This is a genomic window from Microcella humidisoli (assembly GCF_024362325.1).
In the GTDB taxonomy this organism is placed as follows: Bacteria; Actinomycetota; Actinomycetes; order Actinomycetales; family Microbacteriaceae; genus Microcella; species Microcella humidisoli.
Genome location: NZ_CP101497.1, coordinates 2,199,667 through 2,216,187 on the forward strand (window position 1 = coordinate 2,199,667; position 16,521 = coordinate 2,216,187).

At 67.7% G+C, this 16,521-nt stretch carries 20 protein-coding genes; 7 read left to right on the forward strand and 13 right to left on the reverse strand.

Translation table 11 applies throughout. The features are described 5' to 3' along the window. The first annotated feature begins 5 nt into the window (after positions 1 to 5). Positions 6 to 1,319, forward strand: coding sequence for an RNA polymerase sigma factor (locus NNL39_RS10720; protein ID WP_255159266.1), 1,314 nt, complete (start codon positions 6 to 8; stop codon positions 1,317 to 1,319). Between the two features lie 216 nt (positions 1,320 to 1,535). On the opposite strand, the gene NNL39_RS10725 is transcribed toward NNL39_RS10720, so the two are convergent. The 3 genes from NNL39_RS10725 to NNL39_RS10735 form a co-directional block, all read right to left on the reverse strand. Continuing rightward, the gene (locus tag NNL39_RS10725) at positions 1,536 to 3,479 is read right to left on the reverse strand and encodes an AAA family ATPase (protein WP_255159267.1); all 1,944 of its coding nucleotides are present in this window, start codon (positions 3,477 to 3,479) and stop codon (positions 1,536 to 1,538) included. A 190-nt stretch (positions 3,480 to 3,669) separates the two neighbouring features. Then, positions 3,670 to 5,436: a DNA/RNA helicase domain-containing protein gene (locus tag NNL39_RS10730; RefSeq protein ID WP_255159268.1), complete on the reverse strand. Its 1,767-nt coding sequence runs from the start codon at positions 5,434 to 5,436 to the stop codon at positions 3,670 to 3,672. Then, a complete protein-coding gene (locus NNL39_RS10735) occupies positions 5,423 to 5,740 on the reverse strand; it encodes a nucleotide pyrophosphohydrolase (protein WP_255159269.1) in 318 nt (105 codons plus the stop codon). The genes NNL39_RS10730 and NNL39_RS10735 overlap by 14 nt, the downstream gene beginning before the upstream one ends. A gap of 395 nt (positions 5,741 to 6,135) precedes the next feature. On the opposite strand from NNL39_RS10735, the gene NNL39_RS10740 reads away from it, so the two are divergent. The 3 genes from NNL39_RS10740 (at position 6,136) to NNL39_RS10750 (ending at position 7,482) form a co-directional block, all read left to right on the forward strand. Further along, positions 6,136 to 6,657, forward strand: coding sequence for a hypothetical protein (locus tag NNL39_RS10740; RefSeq protein ID WP_255159270.1), 522 nt, complete (start codon positions 6,136 to 6,138; stop codon positions 6,655 to 6,657). 304 nt (positions 6,658 to 6,961) lie between these two features. Beyond that, a complete protein-coding gene (locus NNL39_RS10745; RefSeq protein WP_255159271.1) occupies positions 6,962 to 7,171 on the forward strand; it encodes a hypothetical protein in 210 nt (69 codons plus the stop codon). A gap of 53 nt (positions 7,172 to 7,224) precedes the next feature. Next, positions 7,225 to 7,482, forward strand: coding sequence for a hypothetical protein (locus NNL39_RS10750; protein ID WP_255159272.1), 258 nt, complete (start codon positions 7,225 to 7,227; stop codon positions 7,480 to 7,482). A 33-nt stretch (positions 7,483 to 7,515) separates the two neighbouring features. On the opposite strand, the gene NNL39_RS10755 is transcribed toward NNL39_RS10750, so the two are convergent. Both NNL39_RS10755 and NNL39_RS10760 read right to left on the reverse strand, forming a co-directional pair. Then, a complete protein-coding gene (locus tag NNL39_RS10755) occupies positions 7,516 to 8,196 on the reverse strand; it encodes a Type 1 glutamine amidotransferase-like domain-containing protein (RefSeq protein WP_255159273.1) in 681 nt (226 codons plus the stop codon). A gap of 58 nt (positions 8,197 to 8,254) precedes the next feature. After that, positions 8,255 to 8,881 (reverse strand): TetR/AcrR family transcriptional regulator, encoded by a 627-nt coding sequence (locus tag NNL39_RS10760; RefSeq protein WP_255159274.1) that lies wholly within the window; start codon positions 8,879 to 8,881, stop codon positions 8,255 to 8,257. An 87-nt stretch (positions 8,882 to 8,968) separates the two neighbouring features. On the opposite strand from NNL39_RS10760, the gene NNL39_RS10765 reads away from it, so the two are divergent. Next, positions 8,969 to 9,622: a hypothetical protein gene (locus NNL39_RS10765; RefSeq protein ID WP_255159275.1), complete on the forward strand. Its 654-nt coding sequence runs from the start codon at positions 8,969 to 8,971 to the stop codon at positions 9,620 to 9,622. Between the two features lie 37 nt (positions 9,623 to 9,659). Here the strand turns inward: NNL39_RS10765 and NNL39_RS10770 are convergent, their stop codons facing one another. Further along, positions 9,660 to 10,226 carry a LysR substrate-binding domain-containing protein gene (locus NNL39_RS10770; protein WP_255159276.1) on the reverse strand — a complete coding sequence of 189 codons (567 nt, stop codon included), beginning with the start codon at positions 10,224 to 10,226 and terminating at the stop codon, positions 9,660 to 9,662. Positions 10,227 to 10,280: 54 nt separating this feature from the next. Here NNL39_RS10770 and NNL39_RS10775 point away from each other — a divergent pair, with 54 nt between their 5' ends. Next, positions 10,281 to 10,742, forward strand: coding sequence for a DUF5997 family protein (locus NNL39_RS10775; protein ID WP_255159277.1), 462 nt, complete (start codon positions 10,281 to 10,283; stop codon positions 10,740 to 10,742). Here NNL39_RS10775 and NNL39_RS10780 read toward each other — a convergent pair. After that, positions 10,739 to 11,713, reverse strand: a complete 975-nt coding sequence (locus tag NNL39_RS10780; RefSeq protein WP_255159278.1) for an FUSC family protein — start codon at positions 11,711 to 11,713, stop codon at positions 10,739 to 10,741. The genes NNL39_RS10775 and NNL39_RS10780 overlap by 4 nt on opposite strands. Positions 11,714 to 11,786: 73 nt before the next feature. Between NNL39_RS10780 and NNL39_RS10785 the strand changes: the two genes are divergently transcribed. Beyond that, positions 11,787 to 13,022 carry an amidohydrolase gene (locus tag NNL39_RS10785; RefSeq protein ID WP_255159279.1) on the forward strand — a complete coding sequence of 412 codons (1,236 nt, stop codon included), beginning with the start codon at positions 11,787 to 11,789 and terminating at the stop codon, positions 13,020 to 13,022. 53 nt (positions 13,023 to 13,075) lie between these two features. Here the strand turns inward: NNL39_RS10785 and NNL39_RS10790 are convergent, their stop codons facing one another. The 6 genes from NNL39_RS10790 to msrB are packed head-to-tail and all read right to left on the reverse strand — an operon-like array spanning position 13,076 to position 16,453. Further along, positions 13,076 to 13,486, reverse strand: coding sequence for a PIN domain nuclease (locus NNL39_RS10790; RefSeq protein WP_255159280.1), 411 nt, complete (start codon positions 13,484 to 13,486; stop codon positions 13,076 to 13,078). After that, the gene (vapB, locus tag NNL39_RS10795) at positions 13,477 to 13,707 is read right to left on the reverse strand and encodes a type II toxin-antitoxin system VapB family antitoxin (RefSeq protein WP_255159281.1); all 231 of its coding nucleotides are present in this window, start codon (positions 13,705 to 13,707) and stop codon (positions 13,477 to 13,479) included. Before vapB ends, NNL39_RS10790 begins: the two co-directional genes overlap by 10 nt. 47 nt (positions 13,708 to 13,754) lie before the next feature. Beyond that, entirely contained in the window at positions 13,755 to 14,708 is a 954-nt protein-coding gene (locus tag NNL39_RS10800; RefSeq protein WP_255159282.1) for a lysylphosphatidylglycerol synthase transmembrane domain-containing protein, read from the reverse strand. Then, complete coding sequence (locus NNL39_RS10805) at positions 14,690 to 15,436, reverse strand: CDP-alcohol phosphatidyltransferase family protein (RefSeq protein ID WP_255159283.1); 747 nt, start codon at positions 15,434 to 15,436, stop codon at positions 14,690 to 14,692. The genes NNL39_RS10800 and NNL39_RS10805 overlap by 19 nt, the downstream gene beginning before the upstream one ends. A gap of 4 nt (positions 15,437 to 15,440) precedes the next feature. Beyond that, entirely contained in the window at positions 15,441 to 16,001 is a 561-nt protein-coding gene (gene msrA / locus NNL39_RS10810) for a peptide-methionine (S)-S-oxide reductase MsrA (RefSeq protein WP_255159284.1), read from the reverse strand. Continuing rightward, entirely contained in the window at positions 15,998 to 16,453 is a 456-nt protein-coding gene (gene msrB, locus NNL39_RS10815; RefSeq protein WP_255159285.1) for a peptide-methionine (R)-S-oxide reductase MsrB, read from the reverse strand. The genes msrA and msrB overlap by 4 nt, the downstream gene beginning before the upstream one ends. Between the last annotated feature and the right edge of the window lie 68 nt (positions 16,454 to 16,521).

Genomic DNA, 16,521 nt, shown 5'->3' on the forward strand with positions numbered 1-16,521 from the left:
GATGGATGCCCGCACCCGGCCCTGAGAAGGCTCCGACCGCGACGACCAAGGTGAGCACCACGCTCGCCGAGGTCGTCGCTTCGGAGCGCCTGCGCATCGTCGCCACCCTCATCCGCACGACCGGCGACTGGGATCTCGCCGAGGACTCCTTCCACGACGCCGTTACCCGCGCGCTGACGACCTGGCCCGAGCGCGGAATCCCCGACAACCCGGGCGCCTGGCTCACGACGGTCGCGAAGAACGCGGCGATCGACGCCATCCGCAAAGCCACGACCGAGCGCAAAGCCACCGAGCGCCACGCGCACGAACTCACCGACACCCCCGAGGAGGAGACGATGCCCGACACCACGATCGACGACGACCGCCTCCGCCTCATCTTCACCTGCTGCCACCCCGCCCTCGCGATGGAGAGCCGCGTCGCCCTCACCCTCCGCACCGTGCTGGGCCTGAGCGTCGCCGAGACCGCGCACGTCTTCCTGGTGAGCGAGCAGACCCTGCAGAAGCGCCTGGTGCGCACGCGCGCGAAGATCCGCAGCGCGAACATCCCATACCGCGTGCCGCCGCCGCACCTGCTGCCCGAGCGCACCGCGGGCGTGCTGGCCGTGCTCTACCTGCTCTTCACCGAGGGCTACTCGTCCGGCAGCGGATCAGACCTCATCCGCCCCGCCCTCGCCGACGAGGCGATCCGCCTCACGCGTCTCGTGGCGCAGCTCATGCCGCAGCAGCCCGAGGTGCTGGCCCTGCTCGCCCTCGAGCTCTTCCAGCACTCGCGTGCGGCCACGCGCCTCGACGCCGCCGGAGACCTCGTCCTCCTCGAAGACCAAGACCGCTCCCAGTGGAACGCCGCCGCGATCAACGAAGGCTCCCGGATGCTCGCCTCAGTCGAGCGCACCCTCCACCATCTCGGCGCCCCGCCCGGCCCCTACCTGCTGCAGGCCAAGATCGCCGCCGAGCACGCGACGGCCCCGACGGCCGCGGCGACGAACTTCGCCCGCATCGCCACCCTCTACGCCCACCTCAGCCAGGCGTCCCCATCGCCCATCGTCGATCTCAACCGAGCGATCGCCGTGGCCTTTTCCGACGGCCCGGATGCTGGCCTCACCCTCCTCGACGCCCTCAACCTCGACGCGCAGCTGGGGGAGTACCACCTCCTCCACGCCACCCGCGCCGACCTGCTCCGCCGCGCGGGCCGCCCCGCGGATGCTCTGCCGCACTACCGTCGAGCCCTCGAGCTCGCCCCGAGCGACCCCGAGCGGCGCTACCTGAAAGGACGGCTCACAGACGACGGCAAGCTACACCAGGGTTCTGCCATTCAATGAAGGTCGACGGCGAAGGTTCCGCCAACATGTTGTGGAGACTCAGACAAGCCCCCGCGATTAGTCTGCGCGAAGAGAGCCGACCAATTGCGCATGATTGAGTGGCCACCATGGAGAAACTGCGGGAAATGGCGTGGTCGGCTCACACAATCGGTCCTTTTTGATCGGCATCATTTTCGGTCCTTGCCCGGAGTAAACCTTTTTCGCCCTGAATGAGCTCTAGGAGTCCGACTGTCGAAGAACATACGGCTCTTCGAAGGCGCGTTCTAACTTTGGTCGCAGGTCCGACAGAAATCGCCGTCCTGCAGCGTTCAGGGGCAGTTCGTCTCCAATTAGAGCAAGTCGAGCGGCAATGATCTTGTGACTCACGCCTCCGGGTATTCCTAGTTCCGTTTTGGCATAGTCATCGACAGCCCTGGCGATAGTCACGCTTCGGTCCAGGGCATTGCCCGGAAGACTCTTGCCCATTTCTGCAAGAAAAGTGTTGACCGTCTCTAGGTAGACAGCTCGATCGATGAGGTCTTCGATTGCCTTGCCACGTGGTAACTGGAATACATGCGCTGTGGGCACGCCAGCTTGAATCAGCTGAGCTCTCTTGAGGTCACCAGAATCATCTCCGTCGACAAGGAATGTGGTGATCAGCGCTACGGAGCTTATTGCGCGTGGCGCTGAGAGATTCGAAAGTCCGAAGGCGACTTGGAAGTCAAGTTGTGAGCCGTCGGTAGCATTTCGTAGCAGCGTCGGCAGGAGGATCATTTCGCTGACGCCTTCTGCCAACACGGCGCGTCTGAAAGCCGAGAATGCAGCAGCCTCGGCGCCCATCGCAAAAAGCAGGTGTGAGAAGCCCGGTTCGTCGCTCGTCCAAAAATTGTTCTGCAGGGTGCTGATTCCAGGATCGTCCGGAATACGAGCGACCACACGAATTCCCGTTCCCAGGTCTAGAGGCAAACATCCCGGTGAGTGCGTTGTGTAAATTACCTTGTGAACCTTCAGTTCCCGAGTTAGGACGCGAATGAGGTCTGCTTGTGCGTCGTAGTGCAGATTGCGCTCTGCCTCGTCGATCATAAGGACTGGTGGAATCTTCAACTCAGTGGCTATCAAGAAGCAAACAAGTCCGAGGAACGCGCGTAGGCCGTCGCTTCGTTCAGCAATCGGCGTGACCGTGAAGTCTGGGCTATCTAGTTCCTGGATGTTGACTTCCAGAAGACCGCCTACGTTCAAAGCGAGCTCAACGGTTAACTTCGATTGAGTCCACATGGGCTGCAGTCGGGTCTTGAGAGTCTCATTCATCCGACGTTCTAGAGTTCGCATGGTCGCAGCGTCATCGCCCGCCGTCGCGCTCCAGACATCCTCAGCCGTGGTTCCTGCGACCGTTAGCAGATTCCTGAGCGGCGCGGGCAATCGGGCCCGAAGTCTATCGTCGCTCAGGTTATAGCTTTCAGCCAGATCACGGTCATCGTCTGTGAATAGCACGAACCTCGGAACACGCGTTGCGAGTAGAGCTCGCATGCTCGCTTCAGGGTCAGGTAGTGCTCCTGAGGCGGCCGCCTGCTGGAGAGCGGGAAGAAACTTCTTGAGAGAGTCACGAAGTTTCGTCAGCTTGGCAGATCGCACTCCAATCCGTTCAACTTGCGAAATCGCTGCGTCGAGTTCCGTGATGACCGATCTGCAATGGTCGACTCGCTCCTTGCCCCAGTCCTCGTCGTCCGGATCGAGTAGCGTCCTCGCATCCCTCAGGGCAGTTGCGAAGTCGTCGACCTTGTGTTCTGTGAGTAAGTCGACTGCGCCTGACAAGGCAGATTCCACCTTGTCCAGCCACTGGATTGCCCTCTCGAAAGGAGCTCGATTCCTAGTAAGGCTGGTAACAAGACCAGTGACATGACCACCGTCAAGTCGGCGGGACAAACGGAACTCCTTGACGTTGCTGGCGTCAATCGGCGAGCTTGGGTCGATATCGAGTTCTCGCAGAGCTTCCAGATCTTCTGCTTCGAGTCGGTACCGAGCTAGCACGATCAGGGCGTCCTCTCGCGGCCGCTCTCGTCGATTCTGATCACGCAACGGGAGCGGCGAATCGCCGTCCTCCGTAAGCCATGACAACCCGCGGAGGACGCTGCTCTTTCCGGATTCGTTTGGTCCGATAAAGGCAATCGTGTGGCCGTCCACGTTGCATGAAGCCCGATGAAGCCGCTTGTATCCATTGAACTCAATCGTTGAAAGCTGCAATTGCTTCGCTCCTTGCGCCTAACCGGACGTATTCTCATGGTGTCACGGTGAAGTGACGCTGATTACTAGCCACGCCGGGCACCTCGCGCTGGCCCAGATGCTTCACGCCGACTCGCACGCAGCGGAACTTTCAGACAAAATACTTGGCTAGTTGAGCTTCAAGCCCTCGGTCGCGTACGTAAACGTACGTCCCCCGAATCCCGCGAGTCATCAGCACCGCATACACATTGCAGATGTACCGCAGCAGATCCTCATCGCTGTACGTCTTGCCCAGCGTCGGGTTGTTTTCCTTGCCCTTCTTGTCGAAGTAGCTGTCGCGGTCGACGATCAGGCGCTGAGCATCCTCGTCCCATTGCAGGTCGTTGCCGATGATGACGCCGGCGTAGTTGAGGTCGTAGCCCTGAACGGTGTGGATCGAGCCGACTTCGTCGATCGAAGTCTTCGACGCGATCCAGTCGGTGGCGGTGGTGTTCCAGCGCAGCTGGCGGCCGTCGAGCTCTATGTCGTAGGCGGTGGGGTCGTTGCGGCTCTTCCACTCCCACGCGTATCCGGCGACGAGGCGCGCGAGCCCGTGCTCGGCGTCGCGCTCGCGAATGGCGTCGTGCATCTCGCCGAGGTCGTCGAAGAACCGCAGGTCGTAGCCCTCGAAGGTGCGGAGTGCGGGAGGCGGAGCATCCGGATCGGGCGGGCCCGGGCGCAGGATGCTGCGTACCCACCCGATGTAGTCTTCGCCGGCTTTGACCCGCAATTGCGAGGTGAGCGGGTAGTGCCGCCGCTCGCCTTTGGCCTCGTCGACGAGCGAGCGCAGCAGTTCGGGCGGCAGGTCGGCCGGGCGCACGCTCTGCTCGGGGTCGACCATGAGGATCTGGTGGCGGCTGCGCGCGCAAATCCAGTCGAGCTGCGTCTTGGTGATGTCGTCGACGCCGAAGAGCTTGGTGGTGATGTCGATGAACTTGCGGTTCTGCACGCCCGACGGCTGGTTGGCGCGCTGGTTGAGGCGGTGGGCTTCGTCGACGATGAGCAGATCCCACGGCTGGTCGTCGGCGCCGACGTCGAACGGAGTGAGCACCTGGCTGGGGCTCAGTCCGGGCGTGCGCTTGAACACACGCTGGATGCTCTTGCGCAGCGACTGCTGCGGCACGACGAGCCCGACCCGGAAGTCGGTGAGCAGCTCGCGGTGCCCTTCGGTGAAGAAGTCGGAGAAGATCGAGTCGGCATCGGGCTCGTCGTCGGGCTTCGACGCGGCGATGTCGGCGAGCAGCTTCATGAGGTAGATCGCGACGACGGTCTTGCCCGTTCCGGGTTCGCCCTGCACGATGAGCAGCTCGCCGGTGTCGGCTCTGAGGTCGTCGAGCAGGCCTTCGACGATGTCTTCGACGGCAATCGCCTGGTCGGTGGTGAGTGCCTTGTAGGGGGAGAGCTTGAAGAGGTCGCTGTTCTCGATCTCGGGGATGCTGCGCGTGAAGACACCCTCGGCGCGCAGCTGCTCGAACACCTGCCGGAACGACTCGCGGTACAGCTCGCGGTCGTAGTACGCCGAGTCGGTGATGCCGTCGTTGCGGTTGAGCACCCGGTACGCGCCGTCACCAGCGAGCAGTCGGATCAGGTGCGATTCGAGGTCGAGGCAGACGGACTTGTTGTAGCGGTCGTCGAGCACGACGCGGATCTCGGAGAGCGCCTGCCGCTTCTCGTCGTTGTCGAGGTGCTGCAGCATGCGTGCTTCGGCGTTGAGCGTCTCGCCGACGTAGACGTCGTCGAGCCCGCCGCTCGGCCGGCCACCGCGGCCGCCGTCGAGCAGGTAGACGACGGGCCAGTTGCGGTGGCGGGGGTCGCCCTTCGCCCAGGTGCGCACCGCGTGCTTGTCGAACGGCACGCGCTGAATCTCAAAGCTGGTCATACTTCTCGCTGCGTCCGCGGGCCTTCTCGGCGGGGTATTTCGCCCGGGTCTGCTCGAGTTTGTCGAGTACGAGCTGCTGCGGGTCGGCGCCGATCTGGTCGGCGAGCAGGATGCAGTACGTGAGTACGTCGGCCAGCTCGTCGCGCAGTCGTTGCGGGTCGGCGTCGGCATTCCACTGGAACAGCTCGAGCAGTTCGGCGGCCTCGATCGAGATGCTCTTGGCGAGGTTCTCGGGAGAGTGGAACTGCGCCCAGTCCCGCTCGGCCACGAACGCGCGGAGGGCGTCGCGGGCGGCGTCGATCATGAGGCTCAGCGTAGTCGGGGAGCGTTTCCCCTTCGTCACGTGATTCCAAGAGCAGCCTCAATGAGTTCGATCGGCGTACCTTGCGCTAGAGGAAGCGATTGCGGCAAGCGTACTTTCCCGACTTCCGATTAGCGTGCGTACCTGTCGTCCTGATGCAAACAGAGCGATCGGACCAACTAGGCGTTGGCTGAAAGGTACTTGCGGGGATCAGATCCAAGTGTTCTGGTCCCCAACTTGCCCGAACCGACTCCGTGAGCTTTGACTACTCCTTGAAAGGTATTCGAGCTTTGGTGGCAGTCACGAGGTTGAAACTTGAGCCCGCGTCATTCGCCTTGGTCGCAGTTTCAGAACGCGAAGCCGAATCTCGGCACAAGTTCGATTCTGATAGGAGTGCAGTGGACGACGTCCTTGATCTGGCAGTTCAGTGGTCAGCGGTGATTCAGGCCGGCTTCGTGGTATTCGCCATCGTCTTCGGTTTCCAGCAAGTGCTACAAGGCAGCAGGGCGAGAGAACTGCAGGCACTACAAGGGGTATTCGCTGGGATGCTGGATCCGACCCACAAAGCAAGTTCACAGAGGGTGCTGGGGCTTCAGCGACATCACTCCAACTGGGATGCGGAAGACATCCAGGCGGCGGAGCAGGAAGTTGAGCTGTTCCAGCAACTTGGTTTCGTAGTCAGGCATCGACTCCTAAGGCGTCGACTCATTCTTCAGATGTATAGCGTGCTCATCATTAACTCGTGGCGTGCACTTGAACTTTTCGTAGTCGACGAAAGAACGAGGCTCGGGGCTCCAGGATTTGCTCGAGATTTCGAGAAGCTTGCCCGCTGGTCAGTTAGGTATCGGCGGCTACGCGGGCTGCCGATCGACGGTCAAGTCCATCGCGAGCCAAGGACGGGGATTGCTCCGCGCGGCTGACGCTGGCACAAACAACTAGCGAGCTCGCCCCGAGTGAACCTGACGGGTTGATGGTTTGAGGCTAGCGGCGAGGCGGCGGTGGGGGCTCGGTTCGACGGGGTGGCGTCGGAGAGCATCCCAGTGATCCATGATCCCCGCATTCCGCGGTCGAAAGCCAACATCGATCACGTTGTGGTGACGCTCGTCGGGGAGTGGGCGATCAACACGAAGCGGCGTGTCGGGCCTGCGAGCTATCGTGTCGGCATGACTCCTCCTTCGAGCCCACCCCGCCCACCGGGCGGGTGTTGTCTCGGAAGGAATCACCATGGAGCACGATCTGATGTGGCCGCTTTACCGCCCGGTGCCGAAGGAGTTCGTCTTCTTCGACGTGGCGGAGGTCATCGAGTTCTTGCAGGACTGCCCGCCTGACGCGCCGATCTGGCTCGTCAACTACCGGCAGCTGAGGAACATCACGCAGCGCCCGATGGATGGCATGGGCGGAGCCCTCGCGCCTGACGGGGTCCATTTCTGGTAGCACCCTCGAGCCGCGGGGTGCCTCCGGTACCCCGCGGCCGTTAGGGTCACGACATGCCCGCCGACCCGACCGACGACTGGACGCCCGTCGGCGTCGTGTTCGAGCGCGACCCCATCGAGATCGACGGGGTGAACCCGTGGGAGCAGTCGTGGATCTCGACCGGCGAAATCGCGTACGTGCGGCATCCCTCGTACCCGACGCAGGTGCACGACATGTCGGTCTACGACATGTGGGTGGAAGGTCGCACTATCCGCTTTGCGGCCGGCGAGCTGTCGAACGGGGTGTGGGGCTTCTACCGCCCGTGGCGCTGAGGCCCGCCCGGGCGGTTGGGCGCCGTGTTCCGCTCAGCGCGGGAAGGGCATCCATTCGCCTTCGCTGACGACCTGCACCTCGCCGTCGACGACGCTGATGGCCGTCTGGTCGTCGATCGCGTAGGCGGGGGTGTCGAGCTTGGCCGCCCAGCCTTCGGAGGCGGCGCGCGAGTTGCCGGGCTCGCCGTCGGGGGCGAGGTGGGGGCAGATCGAGAAGTCGACGAGTCCGAGCGCGGTGTCGTCAACCTCGCCGTCGCCCGCCGGCCGCCACCCGACGAACTCGCGGCCGATCCGCGGCGTCATGACCATGCTGCCCGCGCTCATGCCCACCCACACGGTGTTCGCGAGCTGCGGGAAGAGCGTGTCGAGCCCCGACTCGCGCACCCAGTGGGCGAGGTAGAGGGCGTCGCCGCCGGCGACGAGCAGCACGTCGGTCTCGAGCACGAGGGGCTTCCAGCGCTCATCGTCGATGCTGGGCAGGGCGGTGAGCTCGAGCACGCCGACCGACTTCCAGCCCAGGTCGACCATCGGGTTCTCGGCGCGGCCGCTGATGAACTCCCAGGCCTTCACGCCGGGCCCGACCCACGGATGCCCGTACATCGCGGTCGGAATGCAGAGCGCCGTGCTCTCGCTCACGGGCTTGCCGAGCATGTCGTCGAGCGATCGGCGGATCGTGGGGTTGGTGACTCCGCCCGACGTGAGCAGCAGTTTCATGGCGCCTCCTCGGCGGTGGGCGATGGTCGACGTCGCGACGTCAGCGTATCGAGCGCCGTCACCCCCGGGTCGAGAGAACGGCTGTGGCGGCGATGCGGAGAGTGCCGTCATGGAAGGCGGCCCGCGAGAGTGCGCCGGGCAGTGCCTGCTCGGTGACGAGGCCGGTGAGCACGGTGCCGAGGAACCGCGCGCCCGCGTCGGCGTCGAACAGCAGAGTGCTCGCGTCGTCGTCGTCGGTCTCGGCGTGCAGCGTCGTCACCCAGCCGGCGATCTGGCGAAGCGCAAGCCGTTCGAGGGCGAGGGTAGGCGCGGCCTGTTCGTCGGTGGGGATGGACGAGGGCGCGGCCAGGGCGGAGCGTAGCCGGGCGCGCGCCGACTCGTCGGCGAGCGCATCGCGGAGGGTGCCGCGCAGGAGGTCGACGAGGCGATCGACGGCGGGCCGAGTGGTGTCGTGCAGCGCGCTCTCGAGCTCGTCGGTGGGCTGGATGGCGGCGATCGCTGCCACGACCGCGTCGATGAGGTCTCGTTGGGTGGGGAAGAAGTGCCGCAGTGAGCCCATGCTGACGCCCGCCCGCTGCGCGACCGCGCGCACGCTGAGGGTTGCGGCGGGGTCGTCGGCGAGCATCGCAGCGGCGGCCGACAGGATGCGGTCGCGCGTCGAACCCGGGGTCTGGCGCTCAGGCACGGTGGCCACCTCCGTCTGTATTAGTACAGTGTGCTACTCTCGCTTGCTACTAGCACACTGTACTACTAAGCGAGGGGATGAACACGCATGGCGGGGTCGACGTGGCGGCGGGGTGTGTTCGCGAGCCGGGTAAAGCCGGGCGACGGCAGCGAACTGCCGCCCTACCGGTGGTGGCACACCCCCGTCCGCACGCTGATGACGCTGACACTGGCCGACGGCCAGGGCGGCACCACCACCTACGCGGTCGACATCCGCACGCTCGGCGACCGCTCCGACGGCGAGGTGCGCGCGCGGCTCTACGCGAACGGCAGGCAGACCGCCTGGTCACGGCTGCCGGCGATGTTCCGGGTGCCGGGAGGGGCCATCGACGTGCGCGCGGGCACGTTCGGCGTGAAGCGCTGCCACTTCGTGCCCGATCACGGCACCGAGCGGCGGCTCGACCCGCACCCGCGATCGGCGCACGGTCGTCGCGCCCGGTTCGATCGGCGCCACCCCGTCGCGAGTCGAGTGATCGGAGCGGTGAGCGCCCTCATCGTTTTCGGCGCACTCGCCGTCACCGTGCCGCAGCTCGTCGAGGTCATCAGCGCGGCCCCGGCGATCGCCGAGAGCCTGGGGCAGTTCACCTCGCCGATCCGTCTCTCGCCGCTGCAGAACGTCGTGGTGACCCTCGCGGCCATTGTGGCGAGCTCGGAGCGGGCGCTGCGGCTGCGGGCGACGTGGGTCGACGAGCTGGCCACCTGACGCTCGGGCGTCCTGCCAGCACGAGACACGCGAGGCGCTAGCGCGAGCTGTTCGCCGTGCGGCCCCGCACGATGCCGATGAACTCATCGACCATCGGATGCGCGCCCGCGGCCGGCCACACGAGCGAGATGCTCGTCTCGACCCCGTCGGTCACGGGCCGTGCGACGACGTCTTTGCGCGAGTGCGCGCGGGCCACCGACTGGGGCATGACGGCGACACCGACGTTCGCGGCGACGAGTTCGACGGCGTCGGATCCGCTGCCGCCGTGCAGGTCGACGGTCAGCACAACCACGTCGTCGAGCCCGCCCAGCTCGGCGAGGGTCACGCTGTCGAGTCCGGCGACGAGCGATCCTTTCGGGGCGACGACGACGGGCGCTTCGCGGTAGAGCGGGATGGCGTGCCAGGTCTCGTCGGCCGCCACGTCACGCAGCAGCGCCATGTGGGCGGCGCCCTCCGTGAGCGCCGTGAGCGCAGCATCCTGATTCATCGGGATCAGGTCGAGGCGGCCGCGCGGGCGGCGGTCGCGCCAGACGCGTTCCCATTTGCCCGGGGTCACGCCGGGTACGAAGGCGACGCGCAGCGGGTCGGCGTAGGGGGCGGCCATGCGCTCAGGCTACCGGCGCGGCCCGGCGGGCCGCCCGGCAGTACGCTCGACACCATGACCGACACCCCGCGCGAAGACCGCCGCCAGCAGCCGAAGCCGAAGAAGGAGCAGCTGCTGAGCCCCGCGACGGCGGCGAAGAAGCTCGGGCTGTACCTGCCCGCGACGCCGGAAGAGTTTCAGGCGACGCCGATCACGCGCACGCAGCTGCAGGCGCTGAACGACAGCCCGCCCGCGTGGCTGACGACGCTGCGCAAGGAGGGCCCGCACCCGCGCGACGAGGTGTCGCGCCGGCTGGGCGTGTCGAATTCGGCGCTCGCCCGTGCGGGCGTGAGCGACCACATGACGACGGCCGAGGTTCGCGCGCTGCTCGACAACCGGCCCGAGTGGCTCGTGGTGGAGCGCGAGAAGCACGCGCCCGGCACCGGCATCATTCCGGGTACGGCGGTCGGCGAGCGGCCCGCCCGCGCCGAGGTCGCGGCGACCGACGACGACGAGTTCGACGGCGAGACGGTCTAGTCGGCGGCGGCGTCGCGAGCCGCCGCTGAGCGTCGGCGCTGCAGCGCCCCGACGATCGTCGTCAACACCATTGCGATGACGGCCGCGGCCAGAACCGCTTCGATGCGGCGGATGCCGAGCTGCACCGCCGTGAGGTCCGTCGTGCTGGTGAGCAGCACGGCCGGGGTCAAGAACATGGCGAACATCGCGTAGGTGCCCTGTCGGAGGTAGGCGACGGCGAGCACTCCGCAGAGCAGGGCGGCGACGAGCGGCCACGGCGCCGGCGCGAACGAGACGAGGGTGGCGAGCACGGCGCCGAGGATGGTGCCGACGACGCGCTCGACGGAGCGCGACGTGCGCGCCTCGCCGCCGACGGTCACGATCATGCACAGCGAGAGCAGCGCCCACCCGGCGAAGGGGAAGTCGGCCCACTCGGCGAGTACGACGATCAGCACGGCCCCGAGGGCGAGGGCGATGCCGTCATCGAGCCGGTCGCGCAGCGACCCGACGGTGGGCGGGGTCTCGCTCGGCGGCAGCAGTCGGGCGAGCACGAGCGTGAACGCCGCTCCGACGACGGTGCCCAGCACCACCTGCCACAGTTCGGCGCCCGTCGTCGCGAGCCCCGCGAACGCGAGCAGGTTGACGGGGGCGCGCGTCATCGTGGCCACGTCACCGAGACGGAAGAACGCCTGGGCGATGCTCACGAGAACGACCCCGGCGAGCACCGCGTTGAGCCCGAGCGGCCCCAGCAGGAAGCCGCCGATCGCGACGAGTACGGCCAGCAGCGCTGCGGCACCCCGCGTCGACGATTGGGCCGCGCGCACGGGCGACAGCAGCAGCATGATCGAGAGGAACGCCGCCTGCGCGGTGTTCGGGCCGATGATGACGGCGGTGAGGCCCAGGATCGCCGAGACCGACGCGACGAGCACGAGGGCCGAGATGATCGAGCTGCGACTGAGCCGAGGGTCGAGTCTCGGGGCCGTGATGGTCATGCCTGGTTCTCCACGTGCTGGTCAGGGTGCCGCGTTAAGGTATCGGCACCCCTCCCGTGCGAAGGATGAGCCGATGACCCATCACACCATGACCGACCTGGCAGAGCTGTATCGCGACCTGCACGCACACCCGGAGTTGAGCTTCGCCGAGACGCGCACCGCGGCGATCGTCGCCGAGCGGCTGCGCGCCCTCGATTTCGCGGTGACGACGGACGTGGGGGGCACGGGCGTGGTGGGCGTTCTGGAGCGTGGCACCGGTCCGACCGTCCTGATGCGCGCGGACATGGATGCTCTGCCGGTGCGCGAAGAGACCGGGCTGCCCTACGCGAGCACGGTGACCTCGGTCGGCCCCGACGGTGCCGAGGTGCCCGTCATGCACGCGTGCGGGCACGACATGCACGTCACGGCGCTGCTCGGTGCCCTCGGGGTTCTCGCCGCCGCGGACGACTGGCAGGGGCGCGTGCTCGCGGTCTTCCAGCCCGCCGAGGAGAAAGGCTCGGGCGCCCGCGCGATGATCGACGACGGGCTGTTCTCGCGGTTCGGCACGCCCGACATCGTCATCGGGCAGCACGTCGCGCCACTGCCGGCGGGCGCGCTCGGTGTGCGCACCGGTGCGGCGTTCGCGGCCTCGGATGCCCTGCGCATCACCCTGTTCGGCCGCGGCGGCCACGGCTCGCGGCCGGAGGCCACCGTCGACCCGGTGGTGCTCGCGGCCGCGACGATCCTGCGCCTGCAGACGGTGGTGTCGCGCGAGATCGCCGCGACCGAGACCGCCGTGGTGACGGTGGGCGCTGTGCACGCGGGCACGGCGGCGAACATCATCCCCGACTCCGCGGAGCTGCGGCTCAGCATCCGCACCTTCGACCCCGACGTGCGGCAGCGGGTGCTCGCCGCGATCGAGCGCATCGTGCGGGCGGAGGCGCTGGCGGCGGGCGCGGACCGTGAGCCGGTCATCGAGACCGAGTACTCCTTCCCGGCCGTCGTCAACGACGCCGTGGCGGCCGACCGGGTGCGCACCGCATTCGCCGAGGCCATGCCCGCCGTCATGGTCGTCGACCCGGGAGTGGTGACCGGCAGCGAAGACGTCGGCATCCTCGCCGTCGAGGCGGGGGCGCCGTGCGTCTACTGGCTGCTCGGCGGTGCCGACCCCGCGCACTTCGCGGGCCTGACGTCGCTCGATGAGATCACCGCGACGGTGGCCTCGCTGCCGTCGAACCACTCGCCGCAGTTCGCGCCCGTCATCGAGCCGACCATCGGGGTCGGGGTGTCAGCCCTGGTGGCTGCTGCTCGAGCCTGGTTGCGCGCCTGACGCGATAAACCGGTTCAGACGGGTCACCGGTGGGCGGGGAGACACTGCGGTGATCAGAGCGCGAGGCGTTCGATTGCTTGACCGGTGACCTCGGCGACCAGGTCGAAGTCTTTGTCGACGGCGAGCACGGTGCAGCCCGTGAGTTCGGCCGTCGCCGCGATGAGCAGGTCGGGGATCGACGGGGCGCGATGCTGACCACGGTCGCCGAGCAGCTGCTGCACCTCGAGGGCGCGGCGTTCGATGCCGGGTGTCAGGTGCTCGACGGGCAGGAGCGAGAGCGGGGGAGACGCGAACTCGAGGCGGGACTGCTCGGCTGATCGCATCGAGTACCCGATCTCGAGCTGCGTGATGCCGGTGATGCGCACGAGGCCGCGGGCGATGCGGGTGAGCCAGAGCTCGGCGTCGGGACTGTCGGCGAGCCGCACGTAGGCCGACTTGTCGATCAGCCAGGGCGTCACCGCCACGCGGCGGCCATCACGTCGGGGTCGTCGAGGTCGCGGGCGGCGTGGGATGCGCGGCGCAAGTCGTCGAGGGAGATCTCGGCGGGGGCCTCGCGCTGGACGTCGGCCAGCGCATCGAGCTGCCGCCGCAGGTATTCGTTGCGCGAGAGCCCGAGTCTCGACGCCTGCTCTTCGATGCGCGCGACCGACTCGTCGCTCATGCCGCGGATGAGGATGTCGGTCATCGGCTGCTCCCTCGTCGATCCTGAGCCCGATGATATCGCGATATCGCCTACGGGGTCGAGCGTTCCGCACCGCCGCGCGGCCGCGCCCACACCCCGAGCAACCCCGGCAGTACGGCGACGAGCCCGACCAACCCGAACACGACGCTCGCGGCGAGGCTGGCGCTCGCGGTCGCGCCGGCCAGGGGCAGCAGCGCGGCCGCGGCCCCCTCGCGCAAGCCCCACCCGCTGATCGTGATCGGCACGAGCATCGTGAGCAGGATGAGCGGCACGAGCGTGACGATCGCCCCGAACGGCAGGCTCAGCCCCACGGCGATCGTGCAGAACCAGAAGGCGAGCAGGATGCACGCGGTCGTGCCCGCGCTGAGTGCGAGCTGCGGCGGCAGGGAGCGGCGGCCGACAAGGGCGACCGCCGCCGTGCGCGAGAGCTCGGCGACGCGCGGGCCGACGCGTCCCGGCAGCCACCGGGCGGCGAGCAGCACTCCGACGAGGGCGAGCGAGCCGAGGGTCAGGGCGGCGGCGAGGCCGAGCATCCACAGGGGCCATTCGAGGCCGCCGGGAACGAGCGTGGTGATCGTCACCGCGAGGGCCATGGTGGCGAGCAAGGCGACCTGGCCGGCGAAGCGCTCGACGACGACGGCCTGGGCGGCGACGGCGAGTCCGGCCTGCTCGCGGCTGCGCACGGCGCGGCCCGCGTCTCCGACGACGCCGCCGGGCACGGTCGAGTTGACGAGCTGGGCCAAGTAGTACTCGCGCAGCGCGTGCCCGCGGGCGAGCGGCAGGCCGAGTGCGCCCGCGGTGAGGCGCCAGCGCTCGGCGGCGAGCACGGTGTGCAGCGTGAGGGCCGCGAGGGCGGCGGCGATCCACCATGGGTTGACCGACAGCAGCACGGCGAGCGCGTCGGCGCCGTCGGCCACCTGCCAGAGCAGGGCGAGCAGGCCGATCGTGACGAGCGCTTGCGCGGCGACGACGAGCGCGCGGCGCCCTAGGCCTTGCGGCGCCACAGCCACACGATGTCGCGGCCGAACGACCAGCCGAGCGCAGCCAGGGTGCCGACGATGAGCACGACGGCCAACGGCGCGGGCACCCACGGCGACTGCAGCACGATGAGCACGATGAGCTGGATGACGCACACGACCTTGCCGCTGTAGCGCGGCGGCAGCGGGTCGTAGAGCCACGGCCAGATCGCGCCGGCGACCCAGAACAGATAGCGGGGCAGGCCGAGCAGGATGACGAACCACGGCGCCCCGCCGAGGGCGGCGAGCAGCGCGAGCACGAGGGCGAATACGGAGTCGACCTCCATGTCGAAGCTGCCGCCGAAGTCGGAGGAGAGCCCCTGGCGGCGGGCGAGCCAGCCGTCGACGCCGTCGAGGCTCAGCGAGACGGTCGCGATCGCCATGATCGCGACGGGCTCATGCGCGCCGCCGACGAGCGGGATGATGAGCGCGGAGACGAGCGCGAGCCGCAGAAGGGTGACGGCGTTGGCGAGGCCGAGCCGGGCGTGCGGGTGCCGCCGCCGCAGCTGCCACGCCGCGACGCCCGCACTCACGGTGAAGATCGCCAGACCCAGGATGATCGCGAGCGCCCCCGCCGACCCGAAGAACCCCGCCCCGAGCGCCGCGACCACCCCGAGCCCGACCGGCGCGAGCACCGCGAAGCGGCGCACGGGCGGGTCGGTCGGGCGCAGGGGGAAGAAGCGGCCGCTGCGAGGCGCGGCGTCGAGCGCGGTCACGCTGTCAGCCGGCCGCGACCTGGTCACGCTTGGGCAGCACCCAGTCTTTGCGCGGGTAGTGGCAGGTGTAGCCGTTCGGGTACTTCAGCAGGTAGTCCTGGTGCTCTTCCTCGGCCTGCCAGAACGGGCCCACGGGCTCGATCGTGGTGACCGCCTTGGCGGGCCACAGGTGCGAGGCGTCGACGTCGGCGATCGTGTCGCGCGCGACCTGCTCCTGCTCGGGACTGAGCGGGAAGATCGCCGAACGGTAGCTCGTGCCGACATCGTTGCCCTGCCGGTTGAGCGTCGACGGGTCGTGGATCTGGAAGAAGAACGCCAGGATGTCGCGGTAGGTCGTGGCCGTCGGGTCGAAGACGATCTCGACCGCTTCGGCGTGACCCGGGTGGTTGCGGTAGGTCGCGTGGGCGTTCGCGCCGCCGGTGTAGCCGACGCGCGTGCTGATGACGCCCGGCTGGCGGCGGATGAGATCTTCCATGCCCCAGAAGCAGCCGCCCGCGAGCACCGCGGTCTCGGTTCCGGGGGTGCGGGTGATGGCACCCGTGCTGATGTCGACAGAGTCGGTCATGATGCGTCCTTCGTGAAGAGAGCGGTGAACTGGCCGTAGCCTTCGGCCTCGAGCTGGTCGACCGGGATGAAGCGCATCGCGGCCGAGTTCATGCAGTAGCGCAAGCCTCCCGCATCGCGGGGCCCGTCGTCGAACACGTGGCCCAAGTGGCTGTCGGCTCCGGATGACCGCACCTCGGTGCGGGTCATGAAGAAGCCGCGGTCGGTCTTCGTGGTGACGGCACTCGCCTCGATGGGCTTGGTGAAGCTGGGCCATCCCGTGCCGCTGTCGTACTTGTCGAGCGACGAGAACAGGGGCTGCCCCGAGACGATGTCGACGTAGATGCCGGCGGCCTTGTTGTCGTGGTACTCGTTGCGGAATGCGGGCTCGGTGCCGTCGTTCTGCGTCACTTTGCGCTGCATCGGGGTCAGGCGGGCGAGCGCTTCGGGCGTCGCGCGGTACTCGGTGGTCATGTCGTCCTCCTCAGGCGACGGCGCTGGATGCGGCGTCACTGAACAAGAACAGTCTCGCGTGCGAATCG

Coding starts and splice junctions, on each gene's coding strand:
- NNL39_RS10720 (WP_255159266.1), top strand. CDS start 6: ATGCCCGCACCCGGCCCTGAGAAGGCTCCGACCGCGACGACCAAGGTG.
- NNL39_RS10730 (WP_255159268.1), bottom strand. CDS start 5,436: ATGACCAGCTTTGAGATTCAGCGCGTGCCGTTCGACAAGCACGCGGTG.
- NNL39_RS10735 (WP_255159269.1), bottom strand. CDS start 5,740: ATGATCGACGCCGCCCGCGACGCCCTCCGCGCGTTCGTGGCCGAGCGG.
- NNL39_RS10745 (WP_255159271.1), top strand. CDS start 6,962: ATGGAGCACGATCTGATGTGGCCGCTTTACCGCCCGGTGCCGAAGGAG.
- NNL39_RS10750 (WP_255159272.1), top strand. CDS start 7,225: ATGCCCGCCGACCCGACCGACGACTGGACGCCCGTCGGCGTCGTGTTC.
- NNL39_RS10755 (WP_255159273.1), bottom strand. CDS start 8,196: ATGAAACTGCTGCTCACGTCGGGCGGAGTCACCAACCCCACGATCCGC.
- NNL39_RS10765 (WP_255159275.1), top strand. CDS start 8,969: ATGGCGGGGTCGACGTGGCGGCGGGGTGTGTTCGCGAGCCGGGTAAAG.
- NNL39_RS10770 (WP_255159276.1), bottom strand. CDS start 10,226: ATGGCCGCCCCCTACGCCGACCCGCTGCGCGTCGCCTTCGTACCCGGC.
- NNL39_RS10775 (WP_255159277.1), top strand. CDS start 10,281: ATGACCGACACCCCGCGCGAAGACCGCCGCCAGCAGCCGAAGCCGAAG.
- NNL39_RS10780 (WP_255159278.1), bottom strand. CDS start 11,713: ATGACCATCACGGCCCCGAGACTCGACCCTCGGCTCAGTCGCAGCTCG.
- NNL39_RS10785 (WP_255159279.1), top strand. CDS start 11,787: ATGACCCATCACACCATGACCGACCTGGCAGAGCTGTATCGCGACCTG.
- vapB (WP_255159281.1), bottom strand. CDS start 13,707: ATGACCGACATCCTCATCCGCGGCATGAGCGACGAGTCGGTCGCGCGC.
- msrA (WP_255159284.1), bottom strand. CDS start 16,001: ATGACCGACTCTGTCGACATCAGCACGGGTGCCATCACCCGCACCCCC.
- msrB (WP_255159285.1), bottom strand. CDS start 16,453: ATGACCACCGAGTACCGCGCGACGCCCGAAGCGCTCGCCCGCCTGACC.